Here is a 21,511-nt window from a genome sequence, read left to right on the forward strand (position 1 = left end):
GAGGGGGTGAGAAGAGATAAAGGAGAAGCCTAGCCTTAATTTTTGTAATAATAATGCTACTCCACAATTAATTAAAGTTAAAATAAGACCTTGAATAGCATAATCATTCTGATATATCTTTACAAATTCTATGTAATTAAAATTGGCTAAGAATAGATTAAATGCAGACTCTATTACTAAATTAAAACCAAAAGTTACTACTGCAACAATGAACGAATGAATAATCTTTAGCTTATAAAAAAAGAAGATGCATGTCATAAGACAGATAGGCTGGATAAAAGCCAATAAAAATTCCGCTTTATATGTTTGTAGCAATATTGAAGTTTGAGTTAGTAGCAAGGTACTCAAAATAATTTGACGAATATGATGTCGCGGTTTGATTCTAAATAAAACCATACTAATTAAAAGAACAGAAGGCCAGTAAGTTATATATACCAAAATGAGTATTAATTGTGGCATCGGTTTAATTCCTTTCTAGCATCAGCCGTTTCTTTCATATAAGTGAAATGCAGATTACTTCCAGTAAATAATGTTATAAATATGAATAACATAATGACTTTCTCCAGAAACATGATGGAGAAGCTAGTGAAGCTGTAAAAAGCCAATGGTAATCATTCAATAAATTGCTAGATATTGAACGGGCCTAGTATAGCGGATAGCAGAGATAAATGAGAAGACAATTCGGAATTTATTGAGCAAATAGGACAAAATGAATTTTTCACAAATTCATCATAATTAAACATTGGAATAATTAGTAGGTGATAAATCTTTTGCTAGTCCGCTAACTCTTTTTCATGAGATAAGTTCACGATACCGATTAATACGAAGAAAGTAATAGAAATAATCAACATGATCAATTTGGCAAAAAAGTAAATAGAGAAGCTAGTAAATGTCATGATAATACATCCGGCCACCGTTGTGAAAATTAACTTTCTTGGAAACGCCTCTACTTTAAAATTTGTACGGTTGGATGAAATGAAGGAGAAGCCAACTCTCAGCTTATGTAATAGAAAGGCTAAAACGTAATTTGTGAATGCTAAAATAAATCCTTGAATCATGTAGTCATTTCGGGAAATTTCAACAAATTTTATGTAGTCAAAATTAGCTAGAAAGAAGTTTAAGGTCGATTCTAGAACAACGTTAAAACAAAAAGTAATTGCTGCAATCAGCAGAGAGTGTGCGAATCTTAACCTAAAGAAAAAGACAATGCACATTAGAAGACAGATCGGGTGAATCAATGACATGAGAAATTCAGCTTTAAATGACTGTAGAAGAACGGAGCATTGCGTCATCACTAAGGTACTAAGCACGATCTGTCGGGTGTAGTAACGTATTTTGAATCTGAACGAGGTAAGACAAAGTAAAAGCGCTGAAGGCCAGTAAAACAAATAAATCAATATCATATTCAAATGCTGCATACCTCACTCTCCTTAGACTCGATCATAAATTCATCATAATTAAAACATTGAAATAATTAGTTCCATGTGATTTTTCTTTTGTACAAACTGGGACATGTTCTTTTTTATTGGTGTGGTGCCATAGAAATTTTATTCATAAAATAACAAAAAACCATTCGGCTATCAGTTGGAACGTATCGCCAAAGGATTTTATCTTTTGCTAGTCCGCTAACTCTTTTTCATGAGACAAGTTCACGATAACAATTAATATAAAAAAAGTAACAGAGATAAACAACATGATCAATTTGGTAAAAAAGAAAATAGAGAAGCTGGTGAACGCCATTATGGTACATCCCGCCAAAGTCATGAGTACTAGCTTTTTAGGGAAGACATCCATTCTATGATACATGGTGTTCGACGAAATAAAGGAGAAGCCAATTCTAAGCCTATGTAATATTAAGGCTAAGATACAATTGATGGACACTAAAAAAAATCCTTGAATCATATAATCGTTTCGGGAAATTTCAACAAATTTTATGTAGTCGAAATTAGCTAAAAGTAAATTAAAGGCCGCTTCCAAAACTACATTAAAACAAAATATAGTTGCTGTAATTAAAAGTGAATGTACAAGTCGTAGTTTATAAATAAAGAAAATGCACATAAGAAGACATAGCGGATGTATTAATGTTGTAAGAAATTCCGCATTAAACGTTTGTAATAGCACAGAACATTGGGTCATTACTAACGTACTCAGAATCAGTTGGCGAATATAGTAACGAAACTTGATTCTAAACAAGGCATGGCCAAGGGTTAATACTGAAGCCCAAAAAAATAAATAAATCAAAATCAAATTCAAATGCTGCATACCTTACTCTCCTTAAACTCAATCAGCCGTTTCCCTCATGTAGGAGAAATGCAGAATACTGCCAATCGTAAATAAAGTAATAAAGATGGAAAGCATAATGATTTTCTCCAGAAACATAATGGAGAAGCTGGTAAAGCCGATAAGCAGGAAGCCGGCCAGAATCATCCAATAAAACTTAACAGGGTATCGAGCTTGTCTATGAAATCGATTCGCTGAAATAAACGAAAACCCGATTCGTAATTTGCTCAACAAATAGGCCAGGCAGCAATTGATCAAGCATAGCAAAATGGCCGGAAGTACGGATACACTTTTGGACATTTGGACAAAGGCGTCGTAATTGAACTTGGAGAGCATCAGCGTCATAGGGGATTCAATGACAATATTGAAACCAAACCCGATAACAACCATGAGCAGCGCTTGGATCATACGCAGCCGGAAAAAGAGACAAAGACATAAAAACATGCAAATAGGCTGCACGATCGAAAGCAAATAAATAAAGCCGAAGCTTTGAATCAAAATAGACACTTGAGCCAGCATGATCGTGCTAAAAATGATTTGGCCTATGTAATTGCGGGGCTTGCAGCGAAATAGCGTTAAAGCCAGCACCAGCACGGAGGGCCAGTAAACGAGGTATATTACAACAAGTTTGAACTGTTCCATAAAACTCCCTCCATCGACAAGAAACGGGACATATTTACAATATATACAATATACCTACACTGCGATCTATACGTCAATCAACTATTCGGATACTTCTTTCAAATAAGCGAGATGAAATAAAACGGCGAGCAAAAAGAATGTGATCCCGTAGGCGCTCATAATCCATTTGTTCCATATGTATAGAGATAGGCTCGTCGAAGTAAGCGAAAGCGTACCTATAGCTAGGGCGGCTTTCGTCAATGTGGACATAGATGACATTCTCGTACGCTGTGCCGGGACGGCAAAAGAAAAGCCCCAACGGAATCGGCGCAACAGATAGACAGCCAAAAAGCTGAGAGACGAGACGCCAAAGCCTTGAATGAAATATTGTTCCCTATAGATAATAAGGAACTCGCTGTAATTAAAACCGGACAAAATCCAATTAAATATAATTTCAAAAGCGAGCGCCATTATGTAGGTCAGGAGTACCATAACAACGGCATGAATCCACTGAAGCCTGAAGAATAGCCAGACGCAAATAAAGAAGAAGATCGGCTGCACGGTAGTTACGAGAAAAGCCAATTGAAACTTTTGAATAACATAAGATACTTGAGATAACAAGACTATAGATATGGCCGATTGGGGCATATATTTGGTCATTTTCAACCTGAACAGCGCTAAGCCAAGACAAAGCAGGGAAGTCCAGGTCATTGCAAATAAAATCAGTTCGGCCAGCTGCCGCATTATTTGCTCAACTCCTAATCCGCAACTTCTTTCTGATACGCCATCCGCAGGACGACTATAAACGCAGACGAAAAATCAGCCTATAGCACAGAATCGCACAAATAGGCTGAACGGTGGCAACGAGATAAATTTTATCGTATTGGCGGATGAGGACTGATATATATGTCAATAAAAGCGCCGATAAGACCAACTGCACTGCGTAAGGCCGAAGAGGGAACCGAAACAAGACGAATCCCAACGACAACAAGCACAGCCAGGCCGCAAAATAATAAAGTCCGAGTTGAAACCAAGGCATTAACGTCAGTCCTTCTGGATTGTTAAGTGTAGTAGGATGCTAACCTTTGACAAAAGACGGGTTCATATTGCTGGTTTTGCCGAAAGAGAATTCCAGACTGGTTTGGTTGTTGTTGGCAATCTTGCGAAGAATGAGATCGTGGTACTTACGCTGTCGCAGGGCGGACATGGATACGAAGATCCCTTCTCCCTTAAGATCGAAATACAGCTTGCCGTTACGATCGTCGTATTTGCGGATCTGTTGAAAGTTGGCGTAGATGTCGGCGTCGACTTTCCTGAATTCATGCTCGTCCAACATATCAAGAAACTCGCTGAAATCTCGCAGAGACTCGATGCTGCGCGTTACCTTGGAGTTTTGATTGCAATATATAATTTCTTTCATGCCCACTTCAATATAGAAAACGTAGTTTAAATCTATTTGTATGTTCGGTGTTGGAGTTCCGGCGATGTCTTGCTCCATAAGATGCCCGGCTTTAATCATCAGTTCGGTATAAGGATAATCGTATGCCGCGGATAATTTTTTCAGGGTATCGGGTGATGGAGTGATTTTCTCATTGGTGGAGCGGTTTTTCTCCAGCTCCAGATCGCGAATGTAGGCATGCGACAGGCCGCTTTTCTTGGCTGCCTCTCTAAGCGACATAGTCCCTCGCAAGCCTTCTAAAAATTTACCAAATTCAGGGATGGGATGTCCCACTGTAATCACCTCTCTTATCGTTATTTTAAAGGACAAATTCGGTAAAGGAAATAGCAAAAGAAAAAAATATGTGACATAAGAGGAATCTTCCTAAAAAATAATTAATAAAATAAAGTAATTCTTGACGGCATGTAGTATAAATACTACATTTAATATAGGGACAGAGAGACTACATCATGAAGGGGGATCATGAAGATGAGAGATAAGATCATGAACCGTTGGAGCACTTATGAACCCTTTTATGTTGAATTTAACGGATATAAAATCGCGGACATCGTCATTACCAGCCATGCCCTGTCCCGGTGGTCGGAACGAGTGGAAAGCGATCAAGGCGGGATTGAGCATATTTGTGCTTTTCTATGGGACGCCTTGAAATTCGCACGGGTTCAGCCTTATTACGAGAATGAAAAGGACGTTTACTTGATTGACCAGGACTTGGTCATGGTCGCCGAATTTATGACTATCAAGGAAGAGACGGATATCGCCGGAAATCCTCTACATAAAATGGTCGTGGTTACTTTCCTGGGGAAAATATCGGAGGATATCCAGCTCAGGGATTTGAAAGCGTATTATTCGTGGCTGCGTCATTCCCGGCGAATGACGCTTGTCAAGCACGGCCGAAAGCGCAAATGAAGACAATGAATAAGGTTGAACAGGAAGAAGCATGCGGGGAACCCGTCATGCTTTTTTTTGTTGCCGGGAAAGGAGCAGCCGCTGCATAATTTAGGCCCGGATGCGGGGAAATTAGAGAGAGATAGGAAGGAGGATCTAAGGATGGCACGCGACTTACCTCTTAGCAACGGGAATGTGCTGGTGAATTTCGACACCCATTATAATTTGCGGGATATTTATTTCCCTTATGTAGGTCAGGAAAATCAGGCGGCAGACCATCTGTCCCATTTCGGCGTGTGGACGCCGGAAGATTTTTTCTGGATTGATCATCAAGATTTCAAAAAAAGCGCCTCCTATTTGAACGACTCGATGGTGACCCAGGTGGCAGGCGAACACGCGCGGCTAGGGCTGAAGATGACGCTGCGCGACGGAGTGGATGTGCAGGAGAATGTGTTCGTGCGCAAGGTGCAGCTGGAGAACAAATGGGACCGCGAGCGGACGGTCAAGCTGTACTTCCATCTGGACTTGCATTTATACGGCAACGGGGTTGGCGACACGGTCTATTACGATCCGGATCTGGGTTCGCTTGTTTTCTATAAAGGCCACCGCTACATGTCGCTGTCCTGCTGCGGCGGGCCCGACAGTAAGAAAGCCGGCTGCACGAGCTACGCGATCGGCCAGAAGGAAATGAACGGACTAGAAGGAACCTGGAGAGATGCGGAGGACGGCCAGCTCGGACGCAATCCGATTGCGCAGGGCTCGGTCGACGGCACGATCGAGCTGGAAGTGAAGCTGCCTGCCCGCGGATCGGCGGAGGCGTGGTTCTGGATTTGCTTCGCGAGGAGTCCTCAGGAAATCGCCAGGACGGAGAAGAGCGTCAGGGAAACGGGGCCTCAGGCTATGCTGCAGAGGACCTACATTTATTGGCTTCACTGGCTGGCGCGGGACCGTCACGATTTGAGCCTGATCGATAAGGATATGGCGTCTTTTTACAAAAGAAGTCTGCTTGTCGTACGCACGAATATGGATAACCGCGGAGCAATCGTAGCGGCCAACGATTCGGATATATTGAAGTTCGCCCGCGACACGTATTCGTATATGTGGCCGCGCGACGGGGCGTTGATCGCCCATGCTTTGGACCGCTCCGGGTATGTATCGCTGACGAGCAAGTTTTTTCAATTTTGCCGGCGGGCGATTACTCCGGAAGGATATTTGCAGCACAAATATAACCCGGACGGTTCGGCGGGCTCCAGCTGGCATCCGTGGATCAATCCGGCCGGGGAGAAGCAGCTGCCGATTCAAGAGGATGAAACGGCGCTGGTGCTGTTTGCGATGTGGCATCATCATCAGCTGGGCAAGACGCTGGACGACGCCCGCGAGGATTACGATCAATTCGTCGTTCCGGCGGCCGGGTTTCTAGCCAGCTACAAGGATGCGTCGGGGCTTCCGCTGCCTTCCTACGATCTGTGGGAGGAGCGTTACGGCGTTCATGCATTTACCGTAGCGAGCGTATATGCCGGGCTGCTGGCGGCCAGCAAATTCGCCGAGCATTTCCGGGACAAGGCGCGGATGATGTATTACCGCGATGCGGCTCAAGCGGTCAAATCGGCCGTCGAGAAGCATATGTACTCCGAGCAGGAGAAACGGTTCATCAGGTCGCTGTATTGGAATCGCGACAAGAATACGTACGAGCCGGATTTGACGCTCGATGCCAGCTTGTATGCGCTGTTCGACTTTGAAATGTTCGCCGCGGACGATCCGCGCATTACGGCGACGATGAAGGCGATTCGGCAGCAGCTGTGGATTCAGACCGAAGTCGGCGGCATCGGCCGCTATACGAACGATTATTATCATCAAGTGACCAAAGATATCGGCAAGGTGCCGGGTAACCCTTGGTTCATATGCACGCTCTGGTATGCCGAATGGGTCATCGCCGTCGCCAAGAAGGAATCCGAGCTGAAGGAAGCCGCGGAGATGATCCGCTGGACGATGAAGCACGCGCTGCCGACCGGAATTTTGGCGGAGCAGGTGCATCCGTTTACGGGCGCGCCGCTATCGGTCTCTCCTCTGACATGGTCCCATGCTTCCTTTGTCAAGGTCGTACAGGAGTATATGTCCAAGCTGAAGCAGCTGAAAAATAAAGGCCGCGGCAAGGAAGATATTAGCGACGCGAAGCTGCTGCAGACGACGGGAGGCCCGCGATGATGAAGACGGTGAGATTGACGGGCTTGCAGGCGGCGACGGCAGCTCCAGGCGGGCTCCCGGGACAAGGACAAGGAAAGCGCGATCCGGCCGGGGAAGGGCCTGAGGTCAAGACAAAGGCTGCCGAAACCGTCAAGCTGGAGCTGACCGAGACCGAGCGTCCGCAGCTCAAGTATCCGTCGGAGGTGCTGGTGCGAGTATTATGCGTCGGCCTCGACGGCACCGACCGGGAGCTGATGACCGAAAAGTACGGCGTACCCCCGGAAGGGAAAGACGCGCTCACGATCGGCCACGAATCGCTCGGCGTTGTCGTGGAGGCCGGGGAGGCTTCGGGACTTGCGGCGGGCGATCTCGTATGCGCGCTGGTGCGCAGACCGTGCAATGACCCGGAATGCGTCAACTGCCGCAGCGGGCATTCCGACTTCTGCGAAACCGGTCATTATGTGGAGCGGGGCATTAAGGGCCGCGACGGTTATTTGAGCGAATATTATGCGGAGGATGCGAGGTACTTGGTCAAGGTGCCGCCGGCTTGTCTGGACTACGGCGTGCTGACCGAGCCGCAAAGCATCGTCGAGAAAGTATGGGACCAGGTGCAGCGCATCCAGCAGCGGCTGATCTGGCAGCCCAAGACGGTGCTGGTGCTCGGCTCCGGGCCGCTCGGCCTGCTGGCGGCCCTGACGAGCCGGTGTCTCGGACTCGACACCGTCGTCTGGTCCAAGTCGCCGGCGGATAGTCCGGCGGCGGAGCTCGTTCGCGCCTGCGGGGCCGAGTTCCGGCAGGCGGATGAGGCCGGCGACGCAGGCAGCGGCGGCACAGGAAGCGCTGAGACGCTCAGCGGCTTCCTGCAGCGGCGCGGCAAGCGCGTCGACATGATCTACGAATGCACGGGCTACAGCCCGCTCGCATTCGAAGCGATGACGGCGCTCGGACCCGGCGGCGTGCTCGCGCTGCTCGGCGTGACGCCGGGAGGCCGCAGCTTGCAGGTGCCGGCGGATGCGATCAATCAGGAGCTGGTGCTGGAAAATAAATGCGTGCTCGGCTCGGTCAACGCCTCGCGTAAAGATTTCGAAACCGGACTGTACCGGCTACAGCAGATGGAGGAGAAGTTTCCCGGCCTTCTCGGCCGGATAATGAGCGACAGGCTGACGATGGAGCAGGTGCCGGGGCTCGACTTTTCGAAAATTGCCGTTAAAGCCGTCGTGGATGTGGTGCCGCAGCCGCAATGGCGGGACATGCTCTCTCAGAGCTCATCGCCGGTGGAGTACAGTTTTTCAGTATGAGGCGCGCGGCAGGTTAACATACAGCGAGACCTTCTTTCCTATACATGGAAAGAAGGTCTCGTTTTTTCACGCGTATTTCATTGACTGCAATCGTACGGATTCGTCGTTTGATCCTGGCGGTATTCGGACGGAGAGCGTCCGTACCATTTCTTGAATTGCTTGGAGAAGTATAGCGGATCGCCGAAGCCGACGGAAGAAGCGACCTGCTCAACGGTCAAAGCTTCATGGAGCAGCAGCTTGGCCCGTTCCATGCGGATTTTCAGCAGGAAATTCATAGGGGCCATTCCGGTATGCTGCTTGAACATTTTCGATAGATGGGTGCGATGGTAACCGAGCGTCTGGGCCATCGATTCGATCGAAATCGGCTGATGATACTGCAGCGTCAGCCAGCGGATCGCCTGCTCCACCTGCTGCTGGATGCCGGGGGCCTCCTTCTTCGGAATGGCCTCCACTATTAAATCCTCGGCATATTCCGCGAGAACGAGTCTCATATAGCCTTGGGACTGCATATCCGCATGAGGCGGGCGCTTGTGCAGCGTCCGTTCGATTTGATGGTACAAGGCGGTCATTCTGCGATGCTGCTTCGTCGAAGCGACCGGATGATGCTGGGAGATGCCGAGACCGCTCAAATATTCGTCGGCCCTCGGACCCTTGAACCCGATCCACCGGTAGCACCACGGGTCGGCCTCGTCCGATTCGTAGCTGACGAGCTCTCCCGGGAAGATGAAGAAGCTGTCGCCCCGCTCCAAATCGTAATCGATCCCCATGCAGCGAAACGTGCCGCGGCCTGAGACGACATAATGAACAAGATGATAATCGAGCACCTGGGGGCCGACCCGGTGCCGCGGCTTCGTCTGGGAATGGCCGCTGAACAGAACGGCCAATTCTCCTTTGCCTGGCTGCGAATTGAACGCTACGGAATGGTAGGATTCCTTCATATGGAACACCTCGTCATCTTTTGTTATGATGATAGAAGGAAAAAATGAGTTCAAGATTATAGGAGCGAACGACTGCGAATGAATCGATGGATGAAAGATAACGCACTACATCTGTCTTGGGTTGTAGCGCTGACAGCTACGCTCGGAAGCTTGTATTTCTCGGAAATTATGCATTTTTTGCCCTGCAAGCTCTGCTGGTATCAGCGCATTCTGATGTATCCTCTCGTGATTATACTCGGCATAGCGGCGGTGCGCAAGGATGTGCGGCATTATGTGTACGTCCTGCCTCTGAGCGTATGGGGGGCGGGCATCTCGCTCTATCATTACTTGATGCAGAAGACTTCATGGTTCAAGGACGGGGCGACGGCGTGCGGTCCGGTTCCGTGCGACGTCGATTATATCGATTGGTTCGGCTTTGTTACGATCCCTCTGCTGGCGCTGACGGCGTTCGTGCTGATCACGGTGTTGATGATCCTGCTGATGCTGGCGGTGCGGTCGAATCCGCAAACGTAACGAACTACATTTCTCCATGCAAAAGTGGTTTGTCTCCATATGCATCCAGCCTGCCCGGGAGTATAGTCTAAGTAAGCAATGAGAATTCATTCAAGGAACCGGGAGGCTGGAATTTATGTCCAAAATTACTTTTCTGGGAGCTGGAAGCACCGTATTTGCCAAGAACGTGCTGGGAGATTGCATGATGACGCCGTCCTTGCAGGGCTTTGAGCTCGCGTTGTTCGACATCGATCTGGAGCGTCTGAAAGATTCGGAGAACATGCTGAATAACCTGAAGCAATCGGCAGGCAGCAGCTGCGTCGTGAAAGCGTATACCGACCGCAAGGAGGCTTTGCGCGGGGCCAAGTATGTCGTGAACGCCATTCAGGTGGGCGGCTACGATCCGTGTACGATTACGGATTTTGAAATTCCGAAGAAATACGGCTTGCGCCAGACGATTGCCGATACGGTCGGCATCGGCGGCATTTTCCGCAATCTGCGCACGATTCCGGTCATGCTGGATTTCGCCAAGGACATTCAGGAGGTATGCCCGGACGCCTGGTTCTTGAATTACACGAACCCGATGGCGGTGCTGACCAATGCGATGAATACGTACGGCGGCGTCAAGACGGTCGGCTTGTGCCACAGCGTGCAGGGCTGCGTGTCCCATCTGTTCAAGAACCTCGAGATGGAATCCGAGGGCGTGCAGTGGAAAATCGCCGGCATCAACCATATGGCCTGGCTGCTGGAGGTAACCAAGGACGGCGTCGATCTGTATCCGGAAATTAAGCGGCGCGCCCGGGAAAAGCAGCGGGAGAAGCATAGCGATATGGTACGCTATGAGCTGATGTTCCGCTTCGGTTACTATGTCACCGAATCCTCGGAGCATAACGCCGAATACCATCCGTATTTTATCAAGAAAAACTATCCCGAGCTGGTCGACCGGTATAACATCCCTCTCGACGAATATCCCCGCCGCTGCGTTCGGCAGATCGAGAGATGGAGAACGATGCGCGAGGAGCTCGTTAACAACAAAAATCTGGAGCATAAGCGTTCCAAGGAATACGCTTCCTATATGTTCGACGCGATGGAGACGAACAATCCGTTCAAAATCGGCGGCAACGTCATGAACACGGGGCTCATTACGAATTTGCCGAAGGAAGCTTGCGTCGAGGTGTCCTGCCTGGTCGATGCGAGCGGCGTCACTCCGACATATGTCGGCGATCTGCCGCCGCAGCTGGCGGCGCTCAACCGCACCAATATCAATACGCAGCTGCTCACCCTGGAGGCGGCGGTCACCGGCAAGAAGGAGCATATTTACCACGCGGCGATGCTCGATCCGCATACGGCGGCGGAGCTGTCCATGGACGATATTGTCGCGATGTGCGACGATCTGATCGAAGCTCACGGCAGTTGGCTTCCCAAATTCGTCTAAATAACGATTCGGCTCCCCAAGGCGATAATCCGCCTTCGGGGAGCTTTTGTTATCTCGGGAGCTGCTTCTTGGAGGAATAAAACAGGCGCGCGGAAAGCTTGCATAAAGGGCGAATTCGAGGCTGGCGCGTGTGCGTTCGCTTGGTACCTTTCTGCTTCTACCATCATACTCTATTAGAGGTCATGCAGCGTTTCATAATCCTCAGTCAAAGGAAGCGAAAACTTGTGCAGCAAGCGATAGCGATTTTGGATTCAGGAGTAGGCGGCCTGACGGTTGTGAAAGAGGTTGTGCGTCAGCTCCCGCAGGAGAACATCATTTATTTCGGGGACACGGACCGGACCCCGTATGGCCCGAGAGACCCGCAAGAAGTCGTGCAATTTACTCACCAAATCGTCGATTTTTTGTTGCAATTTCAACCGAAGATGGTAGTTATCGCCTGCAACACAGCAACAGCGGTTGCTTTGGATGAGATCCGCGCCCGGCTTACGATTCCGGTGGTCGGGGTTATTCATCCGGGTGCGCGCGCTGCTATCAGAACGACGCGCAGCGGGGTGATCGGGGTCATCGGAACGGAAGGCACGATCCGGAGCAACGCCTACGAGCAGGCGCTGCGCCAGATCGCTCCGCAAACCCAGGTGTTCAGCGAAGCGTGTCCGCAGTTTGCTCCTCTGGTAGAGAAAGGGCAATTTTATACGGAACAGACCCGGGCGATCGTCTATCAGTCGCTCCAGGGGCTGAAGAACCGGCCGATGGACTGCCTGATACTGGGCTGTACCCATTATCCGTTTTTGGCGGACGCGATTTCCGATGTAATGGGTCCTGAGGTTACGTTGATCAGCTCGGCGGAAGAGACGGCAAGGGAAATCAGCGCCGTATTGGATCATCAGGGGATGCTGGCCGGTACCGACTCGACTCCGGTCCGTCAATTTTTTTGCAGCGGCGACCCGGTTATGTTCAAGCAGATTGCCCAATCTTGGCTGAACGAGCAGATTACGGTGACGCCTGTCGTTTGGCCGATCCCCCATATTATTTGAGAGCGGCGGCAAGCTAACAAGACTTTAGGACGATTCCTTCCCGAATCGTCCGTTTCGTATGGCGGGGCTTCCACGGCCGGAGCATGAATTCGGTACACGCGCGTATATATACATATGGCATCGCATAGCCGGACGAAGGCGGAAGGAGCGAATACAATGGCATTTTTGGTGCGGGAGCGGGACGGAAGCTACGGATACGGAGAAATGCTAAAGGATATGAACCGTCTGCAAGAGCGGTATCCTTTCATACAAGTGGATAGCATTGGCCGCAGTGTGATGGGGCGGCCGATTCCCGCGCTGCGAATTGGTATGGGTAGAAAGGAAATCCATTGCAACGGCGCTTTTCACGCCAATGAATGGATTACGACGATGCTGCTGATGCAGTTTGCCGAAGAATACGCCGGCGCCTGCTCCAGGCAAGCCGCGTTCGGAAGCTTCCCGGCGGAGGAACTGTTCGGACAGACGTCGCTGTGGCTGGTGCCGATGGTCAATCCGGACGGAGTAGAGCTTGTGCATCGCGGCGCGGCTCCGGAGCATCCGTATTACCGGCAGCTGCTCGCCTGGAACGGGGGCTCGGAGGACTTCAGCGGCTGGAAGGCCAACATTCGCGGCGTCGATCTGAACGACCAGTTTCCCGCTCATTGGGAGGCGGAGAGGGAGCGCAGAGCGGTGGCTGGCCCTGGGCCGCGGGATTACGGGGGAGTCAGGCCGCTAAGCGAGCCGGAAGCGGCGGCGATGGCGGAGTTTACGCGGCGGCATCGGTTCGAGCTGGTGCTGGCGTTTCATACGCAGGGCAAGGAAATTTACTGGAATTACCGCAATTTGGAGCCGCGGGCGTCGGAGGCGATTGCGCTGCGGCTGGAGAGAAGCAGCGGCTACAAGGCGGTGAAGCTCGGCGACAGCGACGCAGGGTACAAGGATTGGTTCATCCAGCAGTTCGGGCGGCCGGGCTTTACGATTGAAGCGGGCATCGGGGTCAATCCGCTGCCGCTCGACCAGTTCCCCGACATGTACGAGGCGACGGCCCAAGTGATGACGGAGGCGCTGGCCTGCTTAGCGGAACCGCAATGGGAACAGGACCGGGACCGCGAGTAGACACGATAGCGCGCGTTCGCGGCTCAAGGGCTTCTACTAAGCTAGGGCGGGCGATGCCTGCGGCAGCGACGCAAACCGCCCCTCGTCTGCCGTCCGTCGCTGCCGATCTCAGTAATTTCCAGTCGATGAATCTTGTTGACTTCCCTGCTCATCAGTAGTATATTGGATGTGTAACCGGTTACCCTTTTTCAGTTTGGAGTGAGAGTATGGCATCCATTAAAGACGTTGCCAAGATGGCGGGCGTTTCCGTGGCCACGGTGTCCAGAGTATTGAACGACAAAGGATATGTCGGACAACATTCTAGAGAAAAAGTCGAGAAAGCGATTAAAGAATTGAATTACAAACCGAATGAAATAGCGCGAAGTCTGTTCAAGAAGCATTCGAACACGATAGGCTTAATCGTGCCCGATATTATGAATCCGTATTTTCCCGAGTTGGCGAGAGCCGTCGAGGATACGGCCAGTAAATTGGGATACAACGTTATTTTGTGCAATTCGGATGAAAATAAAGAGAAGGAACAAGCCTATTTGGACGTATTGAAGCAAAATTACGTCAACGGCATTATCGTTTCTTCCAATACGCTGACGGCCGAACAGATTGAAGCGCTGAATATTCCAATCGTAAGCATTGACCGTGAAATCAGCAAAGGCCTGCCTACGATTGTCGTAGAGAACAAGAAGGGCGCGAAGGCAGCGACGCATTTTTTGAAAAGCAAGGGGCGCAAGCGAATCGGCCATATTAGAGGCACCGCCGGGGTCGTCAACGCCGAAGAACGGTGCGGTGGCTACAGGGAAGCGGTGGCCGAAGAGCCGTGGTTTACCGAAAGCTATATAGTGAACGGCAATTACGACATGGAATCTTCCATTGACGCGACTCGCGAGCTGCTAGGCAGGCATCCCGACATCGACGGCATTTTTGCGGCCAACGATATGATGGCCATCGGCGCCATTAAAGCCGCTTACCAGCTAGGTAAAAAGGTACCCGAAGAACTTGCCGTCATCGGTTTTGACGGAATTGTGCTCTCCTCCGTCATGATTCCTGAGCTGACGACGGTTGCGCAGCCTATCTATGAAATGGGAGAGCTCGCAACTACAGTCCTCGTTAATTTAATGGAGCAGCAGCCGATGGAGAAGACCTACTACACGTTGGAAGTTGAACTTATAGAGAGAAGAACAACCTAAGGAGCATACTGGTATGGAGCGGAAACCTAAAATAACTGTTGTTGGAAGCATTAACATGGATTTGGTAACCATTACTTCCCGATTGCCGAAATTGGGAGAAACGGTGTTCGGCGATCGGTTTCAAATGAACCCCGGAGGCAAAGGGGCGAATCAAGCGGTAGCTTCAGCCAGACTTGGAGCGCATGTTCGGATGATCGGCCGCGTCGGCAGCGACAGCTTCGGCAAGGACATCTTGCGACATCTTCAACAAGAAGGTGTCGATATAAGCAATGTGGAACCGGTTACAGATCAATCAACGGCAACCGCTACGATTACGGTTTCGGATCAAGAGAACAGTATAATTGTCGTACCCGCAGCGAATAATGATGTAACGGCTGCATTCGTTGAAAGCAAACGGGGTGTTATCGCAGACAGCGATATTGTGATTCTTCAGCTGGAGATTCCGCTTGAGGCCGTGAAGAAGGCGGCGGAAATTGCCAAGGCAAACGGGGTAACCGTCATTCTGAATCCGGCGCCGATTCAAGAGCTCCCTTCGGAATGGGTTCCATATATCGATTATTTTACCCCTAACGAGCATGAACAAACGATGCTGAAAAAATCGATCGGCGCGGAGCGGCTGGACGGCAAGCTGATCGTAACTAAAGGAAGCCAAGGCGTGTTTATTCACGACGGCGGCAGCGAAATGAATATTCCCGCTTATTCGATCGATGTTGTCGATACGACGGGAGCCGGAGACGCCTTCAACGGTGGCTTGGCGGTAGCATTAAGCCGGGGGCTGAGCTTGCAGGAGGCATGCCGATTCGGCAACGCCGTAGCCGCTCTCTCGACGACAAAGCTTGGAGCCCAGACGGGAATGCCGACCATGGCCGAAGTCGAAGCTTTTATAAAGAAACAGGCGCAATAGGACGGCAAACGCCAGTCCGCATGCAATGAGATCGCTTACTTAATGCTTATTGAATTCAGGGAGGAACGAAGAAAATGACCAAGAGACCTATTATTATCGATACCGACCCGGGGATTGACGATGCAGTCGCACTCGCTATCGCGCTGTACAGCGACCAATTGGACGTTCGTTTGATTACTACAGTGGCAGGCAATGTAAGCCTGGATAAGGTGACCTTTAACGCGCTGCGGTTGATGAAATTTTTCAATAAGGATGTTCCTGTTGCCGCGGGTGCGCGCATACCGCTAATTAAGGAGCCGATCGACGCGAGCGATATCCACGGCCCGACGGGAATGGACGGCTACGATTTCGAACAACCGGACGAAGGTCAGCTGCTGCAAGAGCATGCCGTCAACGCGATGCGCCGCGTCATTATGGACAGCGAGGCGCCGGTCACAATCGTTCCGATCGGCCCGCTGACGAATATCGCCCTCTTGCTCCATATGTATCCGGAAGTGAAGGAACGTATCGCCGAAATCGTATTGATGGGCGGATCTACCGGCCGGGGCAATGCGGGAGTGATGGCGGAATTCAATATTTACGCCGATCCGGAAGCGGCCAAAATCGTCTTCCAAAGCGGACTGCCTCTTGTGATGGTAGGACTCGACGTCGGCCTGAAGGCGCTTGTTTACCCTGAAGACAGCGAGAAGTTAAAGGTCATGAACAAGACCGGGCATATGATGTATCAGTTATTCCAGAAGTATAGAGGCGGAAGCATGAAAACCGGACTGAAGATGTACGACAGCTGCGCCGTTGCTTATTTGCTGCGTCCTGACATGTTCGAAGTGGCGGAAACGTTCGTCGATGTGGAGCTGAACGGATCGCTAACTAGCGGATGTACCGTCGTCGATTTGAAAAACTATTTGAAGCAGCCGGCCAACGCCAAAGTTTGTGTGGATATAGACCCGCATCTCTTCAAGCAATGGTTCATGGAAAGCCTGCAAAAATGTAATTAAGCGCAGCCAGAGGAATCGGGAGGAAAACAACCATGTCCAATCTAGTTATGTATGCTTCTGCTATTATTGCCGTGCTCATCGTTATCGTAATGCTGATCAAAAAAATGGATATCAAAATTACGCTGTTTTTGATGGGCTCGATTCTTATTTTGCTCAGTATCTTTATGGGGCAAAAGATCGATTTGAAAGATTTTGCGACGACAGGCTCGGTATGGCTGGACCCGCTGCAGGTGATCGTCGTCCAGTTTAAGCAGACGCTGTCCGCCGCAGGCTTCATCGTTCTGCTGTTGGGCGGGTACACGGCTTATATGTCCTCGATCGGCGCTAACGAAGTCACCGTCAGCGTCTTGTCGAAGCCGATCGCCAAAATCAAATCCGTCTATGTGCTCGTTCCGGTCGTATTTCTGATCGGAAACCTATTGTCGCTCGTCATTCCGAGCGCTTCGAATCTCGCAATCATTTTGCTCGCTACGTTGTTCCCGATTTTGAGAAAAGCAGGCATGTCCGCTTTGACGGCAGGCGCGGTGATCGCGACTTCGGCGACGATCGTGCCGACTCCGCTCGGAAGCGACAATGTGGCGATCGCCCAGGAGCTGGCCAAGCATGCAGCGTTCGCCAATATTTCCGTGTCGGATTACGTGTTTAAATACCATGCCGTCGTTTCCATTCCTACGCTGCTGCTGATCGCGATCGTGCACTTTTTGTGGCAGAAGAGAATGGACAAGAAAGCCAACCGGCAGGCGCAAGCCGGACAAGAACCCGAAGTTATCGAAACGGGCAAAGAAACTGTCGTCAGCGGAGGCGCTTTATATAAGACGGTTTACGCGATTTTGCCGGTCTTCCCGATCATTTTGCTGCTTGGCTCTTACGCCGTGCAGATGACGACGGGCAAATCGATCAATATTAGCGTCGAGGTGGCTACTCTCGTTTCATTAGTATTTGCCATTGTGTGCGAATTAATTAGACATCGGAGCGGCAAAAGCGTCCTGGAGAAGACGGAATCGTTCTTTAAAGGGATGGGCGGCGCTATTCCGATCGTCGCGCTGCTGGTAGCGGCTTCCGTGTTTGTAACCGGTTTAAAGTCGATCGGTCTGGTCGGAGAGCTTCAAGACTCCATGCAGCGTATTCAAGGTAATGGGCTGGACTTCATTCTGCCGCTGATTCTGGTCGCTTTGACCGCGCTGATCGTTATTTTGAGCGGAAGCGGCACCGCGCTTATTTTCGCCATGGTACCGTTGATCGTACCGCTCGCGGAAGCGGCGGGAATCAGTCCGATCGCCATCTCTGTACCGCTTGGGTTGTCGGGCAATCTGTTCCGCGCGGTTTCGCCTGTAGCTGCGGTTACGCTAATCGTTGCCGGAACGATTAAGGTCGATCCGATCGCGATTGTCAAAAGAACCTCGGTTCCGATGATCGTCGGCGTTATCTTTATGTTCCTGCTATCCATGATTGTCTTTCTGTAAATTTTTGTAAATAAAAAAGCGGCTTCTCTCCGTTCGGAGGGCGGCTGCTTTTTGTTTTAACATAAAAATAACGTTATACTATAGGAAAAGGGTCTGCAAACCGCCTAGCCTCGAAGGAGGGATACCTGATGTGGAAACGGTTGTTATCGTTTCGTTACTGGGGTCATGTGTTTCGGCGCATCGGCCCGCTGCTCGCTTCCCCCAAGGTGCCTGTGCGGGAAAAGCTGCTGTTCGCCGTCCCCGTGCTGGTTTATTGGGTCATGCCGGACCTGATGCCTTGGATGCCGGTAGACGACATTGCCGTTACGCTTTTCTTGATGAATATATTTACCGACCGGGCGGAGCGTAAATATTTGGCCCGTTGACGCCGAGAGGGCGCGAACCTTGAATGGTTTGCGCTCTATTTTTGCTGCCTCCGCAAGATATTTCCGCCTACGCAGTGGATTCAGCTCCCTCAGAGGATAGATATAACATCAACCGTTTGGTAAAATATTGGGAATGGGGGCGATGAGATGTCGAGGGAAAAGAATGAAGCGGGGCGTGGAAATGATGAAATCGGAGGCGTTCTCCGCAAGCTTGAACGGGATGAGCTCGTCGAACTGCTATCCACAGGCAAGTCGGGTTCGGAGCTGAACACGCTATTGCTGGAAGTTTTTCGGGAGCGGAGTGCCAGTAGATCGCCGGGTGAGCTTTTGCGTAGTTATAAAGAAAATCGGTTCGTGAAGCCGGCAGCTGTCGATCCCATCGCATTGAAGCAATTGGAACTCGAACTGCTTAGAATCGCGCAGAGCCATAAGTATACGCCAATCCAGCTGTCGCCTGTAGCTCCGCTCGGCTCGTGCTCGGTCGTTGCTCCGGCCGATCAGAACAAAATTATTTCAGCGCTGCGGGGAACAGAGGTTGTCGCGGACGTGACCAATGTAATCGCCCTTCATATTGCGGACGGCGTCAAGTCGGGCGACCTGCAAAATCATTCCGACCCGGTGCGTTTCTCCTCGACGCATCGGCATGTAAGGGCGCAGAAATTTCCGAATCTGCCTGGCATGCTGGCCCATTTCAGCCTTTATGCGATGGTTACTTCCGGGAAGGACATCGGCTCATACGGATTCGAGAAGCAGGCAATCTGGGAACATATTGCGGTGTACAGGCAGATTTTTCGGTCGCAGTATCAAGCAGAAATCGAAATAATCATTAATGCGCGAGGCGGGTACACCGACAGCGAAGGGCTACTTGAACGGATCATTCGGCACATCGGGGAGCAGGCGCCTGATCTGACGGTTAAAGTCAATGCAGCTTCTTCTGAAAATGCCTACTACAAAGGACTGCAGTTTACGATCAAAACAACGATTGGCGGACGCGAGTACAATATTGGCGATGGCGGATTTGTGGATTGGACTCAGCAGCTGCTCGAAAACAAAAAGGAACGCATGCTGATCAGTGCTATCGGACTCGACCGTCTGCTGATGCCCTAAGATACGATACTTCGTTAACCGCATTCGCGGCTATTTCTCCCGTTCTCTCCCTGCTTAATGCTCCACCCTTATTTTTCCACGGAATCATAAAATCAAGGCTAATCTCCAAACGACAAAGGAGATGACAATAATGCCATCTCCCCGTCACAAATCTAGTACATATGTGGTCTTACGCTGATTCATTAGATGCGAAGGTTGAGTTATGTAATGATAAGATCCGCTTATTCGGCTTACTCGCCTTCGGGCCAGTGAATCCACTGTTGCAGGTAGCCCTGCTCGTACAGCGCCTTGATCGTAATGATGAGAACCGGGGAGAGAATCAGCCCGGCCACGCCGAACAAGGACAACGAAATGATCATGAAAGACAGCATCGTGAACGCCGAGACGCCGAGCGAATCCCCCGTAATTTTGGGCTCCATAATCTGCCTCACCAGAATCACCACGATTAACAGCGCGGCCAGCCATATGGCGAGCACCGTCTGGCCTACGACGAACAAATAGATGATCCATGGAATGAACAAGGTCGAGACGCCGAGCAGCGGCAGCACATCGAATATGGCGGACAGCAGGGCGATAGAGAATGAATTTTTTACGCCCAGAATCATCAGCGCCACAAAAATGACGATGAACGTCAGGCTAATTAGCTTCGCCTGCGCTTTGACATAGCCGACGATGCCCTTCAGCACGTTGTCCTTCAGGAAAGTGAAGGCCGCCTTGAACGTTTTGGGGGTATGGTCCCGCGCCGCTTTTTTCCACGATTCGATCTCGATGCTAAGGAAGTAAGCCAGGATGATAGCGATGACGAAATTGACGACAAAGGTCGAGAAGCTGGTCAGCATCGTAAACATGCCGGTCAGCAGCTGCCCCGCCCATGTGGTCAGCTTCTGCGTAATTTCCGTGGAATACTCGGTAATTTTCTGCACAACATCGTCGGGCAGCGCAGGCATCGTCTCCAGACGGTCGTGCAGAAACTGCGTTTTCAGCACGATTTGGTTTTGCAGTATGGCCGAATATTCGGGCAGCTTGTCCTTCAGGTTGAGCAGCTGGCTTGTGAAGATGACGCCGGCCCCTGTGATGACCCCGAGGATGACAAGAATAAAGACGATGGTGGAGATGGCCGAGGCTATGCTCTTGGCGAGTCCTTTGCTCCGCAGGAAGCGAGCCAGCGGCTCGATGATCCAATAAACGATAAACGCGAGAAAAATTGGCGTGGCGATGCCGTACAAATAGCTGAACAACAACATGAACAAATAAACGGTCAGCAGCAGCAGCGCAATGTCAAATACGGTTCTCCAATACTTCTGGTAAAACGCTATCATGCATACACCTCGTCAAGGGAAAATTAGGACCACTTGGCGGCCCAAAGTTTCATCGCTTTCAAAATCGGGTGAAGATCATGTCCCTTGGGCGTTAACGTATATTCTACGGTGACGGGTACGGTGGGGTAAGCGGTTCGCTCCAGCACGCCTTCTTCCTCCAGGTGGCGCAGCGTTTCGGTCAGCGATTTGGGACTGATCGATTTGATTCGCTTTTGCAGCTCGCCGAAGCGTTTGGTTCCGTCGAACAATTCCCGAAGGACGAGGAACGACCATTTGCCGCCTATTGCATCCAGCGTTTTTTCGATGGAGCATTCGATGTGAGTGGGTTGTTTAGGGATGTAGTTGCTCGAAACGGCCTTGTTGGCTTGGCTTTCAGGTACAGACATGACGAACCATCCTTTCCCTTACATATATTAATTACCATGAGGTAAGCAAGTATCCAAAGTGCATTAACGC

19 protein-coding genes are annotated in these 21,511 nt (G+C 50.3%); 13 read left to right on the forward strand and 6 right to left on the reverse strand.

Annotated elements, in window-relative coordinates; all coding sequences use genetic code 11:
- Positions 1–2,280: 2,280 nt before the first annotated feature.
- The 3 genes from N0M98_RS18935 to N0M98_RS18945 all read right to left on the reverse strand — a co-directional run bounded on the left by N0M98_RS18935 (position 2,281) and on the right by N0M98_RS18945 (position 4,633).
- Positions 2,281–2,922, reverse strand: a complete 642-nt coding sequence (locus N0M98_RS18935; protein WP_259618836.1) for a hypothetical protein — start codon at positions 2,920–2,922, stop codon at positions 2,281–2,283.
- 81 nt (positions 2,923–3,003) lie between these two features.
- Positions 3,004–3,645 carry a hypothetical protein gene (locus tag N0M98_RS18940; protein WP_259618837.1) on the reverse strand — a complete coding sequence of 214 codons (642 nt, stop codon included), beginning with the start codon at positions 3,643–3,645 and terminating at the stop codon, positions 3,004–3,006.
- Between the two features lie 334 nt (positions 3,646–3,979).
- The gene (locus N0M98_RS18945; protein ID WP_249864976.1) at positions 3,980–4,633 is read right to left on the reverse strand and encodes a helix-turn-helix domain-containing protein; all 654 of its coding nucleotides are present in this window, start codon (positions 4,631–4,633) and stop codon (positions 3,980–3,982) included.
- Positions 4,634–4,828: 195 nt separating this feature from the next.
- Here N0M98_RS18945 and N0M98_RS18950 point away from each other — a divergent pair, with 195 nt between their 5' ends.
- From N0M98_RS18950 to N0M98_RS18960, 3 genes are all read left to right on the forward strand, one after another.
- A complete protein-coding gene (locus N0M98_RS18950) occupies positions 4,829–5,266 on the forward strand; it encodes a hypothetical protein (protein ID WP_249864975.1) in 438 nt (145 codons plus the stop codon).
- A 141-nt stretch (positions 5,267–5,407) separates the two neighbouring features.
- The gene (locus N0M98_RS18955; RefSeq protein ID WP_249864974.1) at positions 5,408–7,450 is read left to right on the forward strand and encodes a glycoside hydrolase family 15 protein; all 2,043 of its coding nucleotides are present in this window, start codon (positions 5,408–5,410) and stop codon (positions 7,448–7,450) included.
- Positions 7,447–8,727: a glucose 1-dehydrogenase gene (locus tag N0M98_RS18960; protein ID WP_259618838.1), complete on the forward strand. Its 1,281-nt coding sequence runs from the start codon at positions 7,447–7,449 to the stop codon at positions 8,725–8,727. Before N0M98_RS18955 ends, N0M98_RS18960 begins: the two co-directional genes overlap by 4 nt.
- A 77-nt stretch (positions 8,728–8,804) precedes the next feature.
- Here the strand turns inward: N0M98_RS18960 and N0M98_RS18965 are convergent, their stop codons facing one another.
- Positions 8,805–9,665, reverse strand: a complete 861-nt coding sequence (locus N0M98_RS18965) for an AraC family transcriptional regulator (protein WP_259618839.1) — start codon at positions 9,663–9,665, stop codon at positions 8,805–8,807.
- A 78-nt stretch (positions 9,666–9,743) separates the two neighbouring features.
- Between N0M98_RS18965 and N0M98_RS18970 the strand changes: the two genes are divergently transcribed.
- From N0M98_RS18970 to N0M98_RS19015, 10 genes are all read left to right on the forward strand, one after another.
- On the forward strand, positions 9,744–10,178 hold the full coding sequence (locus N0M98_RS18970) for a disulfide oxidoreductase (RefSeq protein WP_249864971.1): 435 nt from the start codon (positions 9,744–9,746) through the stop codon (positions 10,176–10,178).
- 115 nt (positions 10,179–10,293) lie between these two features.
- Entirely contained in the window at positions 10,294–11,592 is a 1,299-nt protein-coding gene (locus N0M98_RS18975) for an alpha-glucosidase/alpha-galactosidase (protein WP_249864970.1), read from the forward strand.
- A gap of 224 nt (positions 11,593–11,816) precedes the next feature.
- Positions 11,817–12,626 (forward strand): glutamate racemase, encoded by an 810-nt coding sequence (racE, locus tag N0M98_RS18980; protein WP_259618840.1) that lies wholly within the window; start codon positions 11,817–11,819, stop codon positions 12,624–12,626.
- 156 nt (positions 12,627–12,782) lie between these two features.
- Positions 12,783–13,721 (forward strand): M14 family metallopeptidase, encoded by a 939-nt coding sequence (locus tag N0M98_RS18985; protein WP_259618841.1) that lies wholly within the window; start codon positions 12,783–12,785, stop codon positions 13,719–13,721.
- Between the two features lie 206 nt (positions 13,722–13,927).
- Positions 13,928–14,902, forward strand: coding sequence for a LacI family DNA-binding transcriptional regulator (locus tag N0M98_RS18990; protein WP_249864967.1), 975 nt, complete (start codon positions 13,928–13,930; stop codon positions 14,900–14,902).
- Positions 14,903–14,915: 13 nt separating this feature from the next.
- Positions 14,916–15,806, forward strand: coding sequence for a ribokinase (rbsK, locus tag N0M98_RS18995; RefSeq protein ID WP_259618842.1), 891 nt, complete (start codon positions 14,916–14,918; stop codon positions 15,804–15,806).
- Between the two features lie 74 nt (positions 15,807–15,880).
- A complete protein-coding gene (gene rihC / locus N0M98_RS19000; protein ID WP_259618843.1) occupies positions 15,881–16,801 on the forward strand; it encodes a ribonucleoside hydrolase RihC in 921 nt (306 codons plus the stop codon).
- Positions 16,802–16,833: 32 nt separating this feature from the next.
- Positions 16,834–18,264, forward strand: coding sequence for a C4-dicarboxylate transporter DcuC (gene dcuC / locus N0M98_RS19005; RefSeq protein WP_259618844.1), 1,431 nt, complete (start codon positions 16,834–16,836; stop codon positions 18,262–18,264).
- A 128-nt stretch (positions 18,265–18,392) separates the two neighbouring features.
- Positions 18,393–18,629: a hypothetical protein gene (locus N0M98_RS19010; RefSeq protein WP_259618845.1), complete on the forward strand. Its 237-nt coding sequence runs from the start codon at positions 18,393–18,395 to the stop codon at positions 18,627–18,629.
- A gap of 147 nt (positions 18,630–18,776) precedes the next feature.
- Positions 18,777–19,736, forward strand: a complete 960-nt coding sequence (locus N0M98_RS19015) for a hypothetical protein (RefSeq protein ID WP_259618846.1) — start codon at positions 18,777–18,779, stop codon at positions 19,734–19,736.
- A gap of 230 nt (positions 19,737–19,966) precedes the next feature.
- Here N0M98_RS19015 and ytvI read toward each other — a convergent pair whose 3' ends face one another.
- Together ytvI and N0M98_RS19025 are read right to left on the reverse strand one after the other, a co-directional pair.
- Positions 19,967–21,055 carry a sporulation integral membrane protein YtvI gene (gene ytvI, locus N0M98_RS19020; protein WP_249864961.1) on the reverse strand — a complete coding sequence of 363 codons (1,089 nt, stop codon included), beginning with the start codon at positions 21,053–21,055 and terminating at the stop codon, positions 19,967–19,969.
- A gap of 23 nt (positions 21,056–21,078) precedes the next feature.
- Positions 21,079–21,441 carry a winged helix-turn-helix transcriptional regulator gene (locus tag N0M98_RS19025; protein ID WP_249864960.1) on the reverse strand — a complete coding sequence of 121 codons (363 nt, stop codon included), beginning with the start codon at positions 21,439–21,441 and terminating at the stop codon, positions 21,079–21,081.
- Positions 21,442–21,511 lie beyond the last annotated feature (70 nt).

This window comes from Paenibacillus doosanensis (assembly GCF_025060755.1).
GTDB lineage: Bacteria > Bacillota > Bacilli > Paenibacillales > NBRC-103111 > Paenibacillus_S > Paenibacillus_S doosanensis.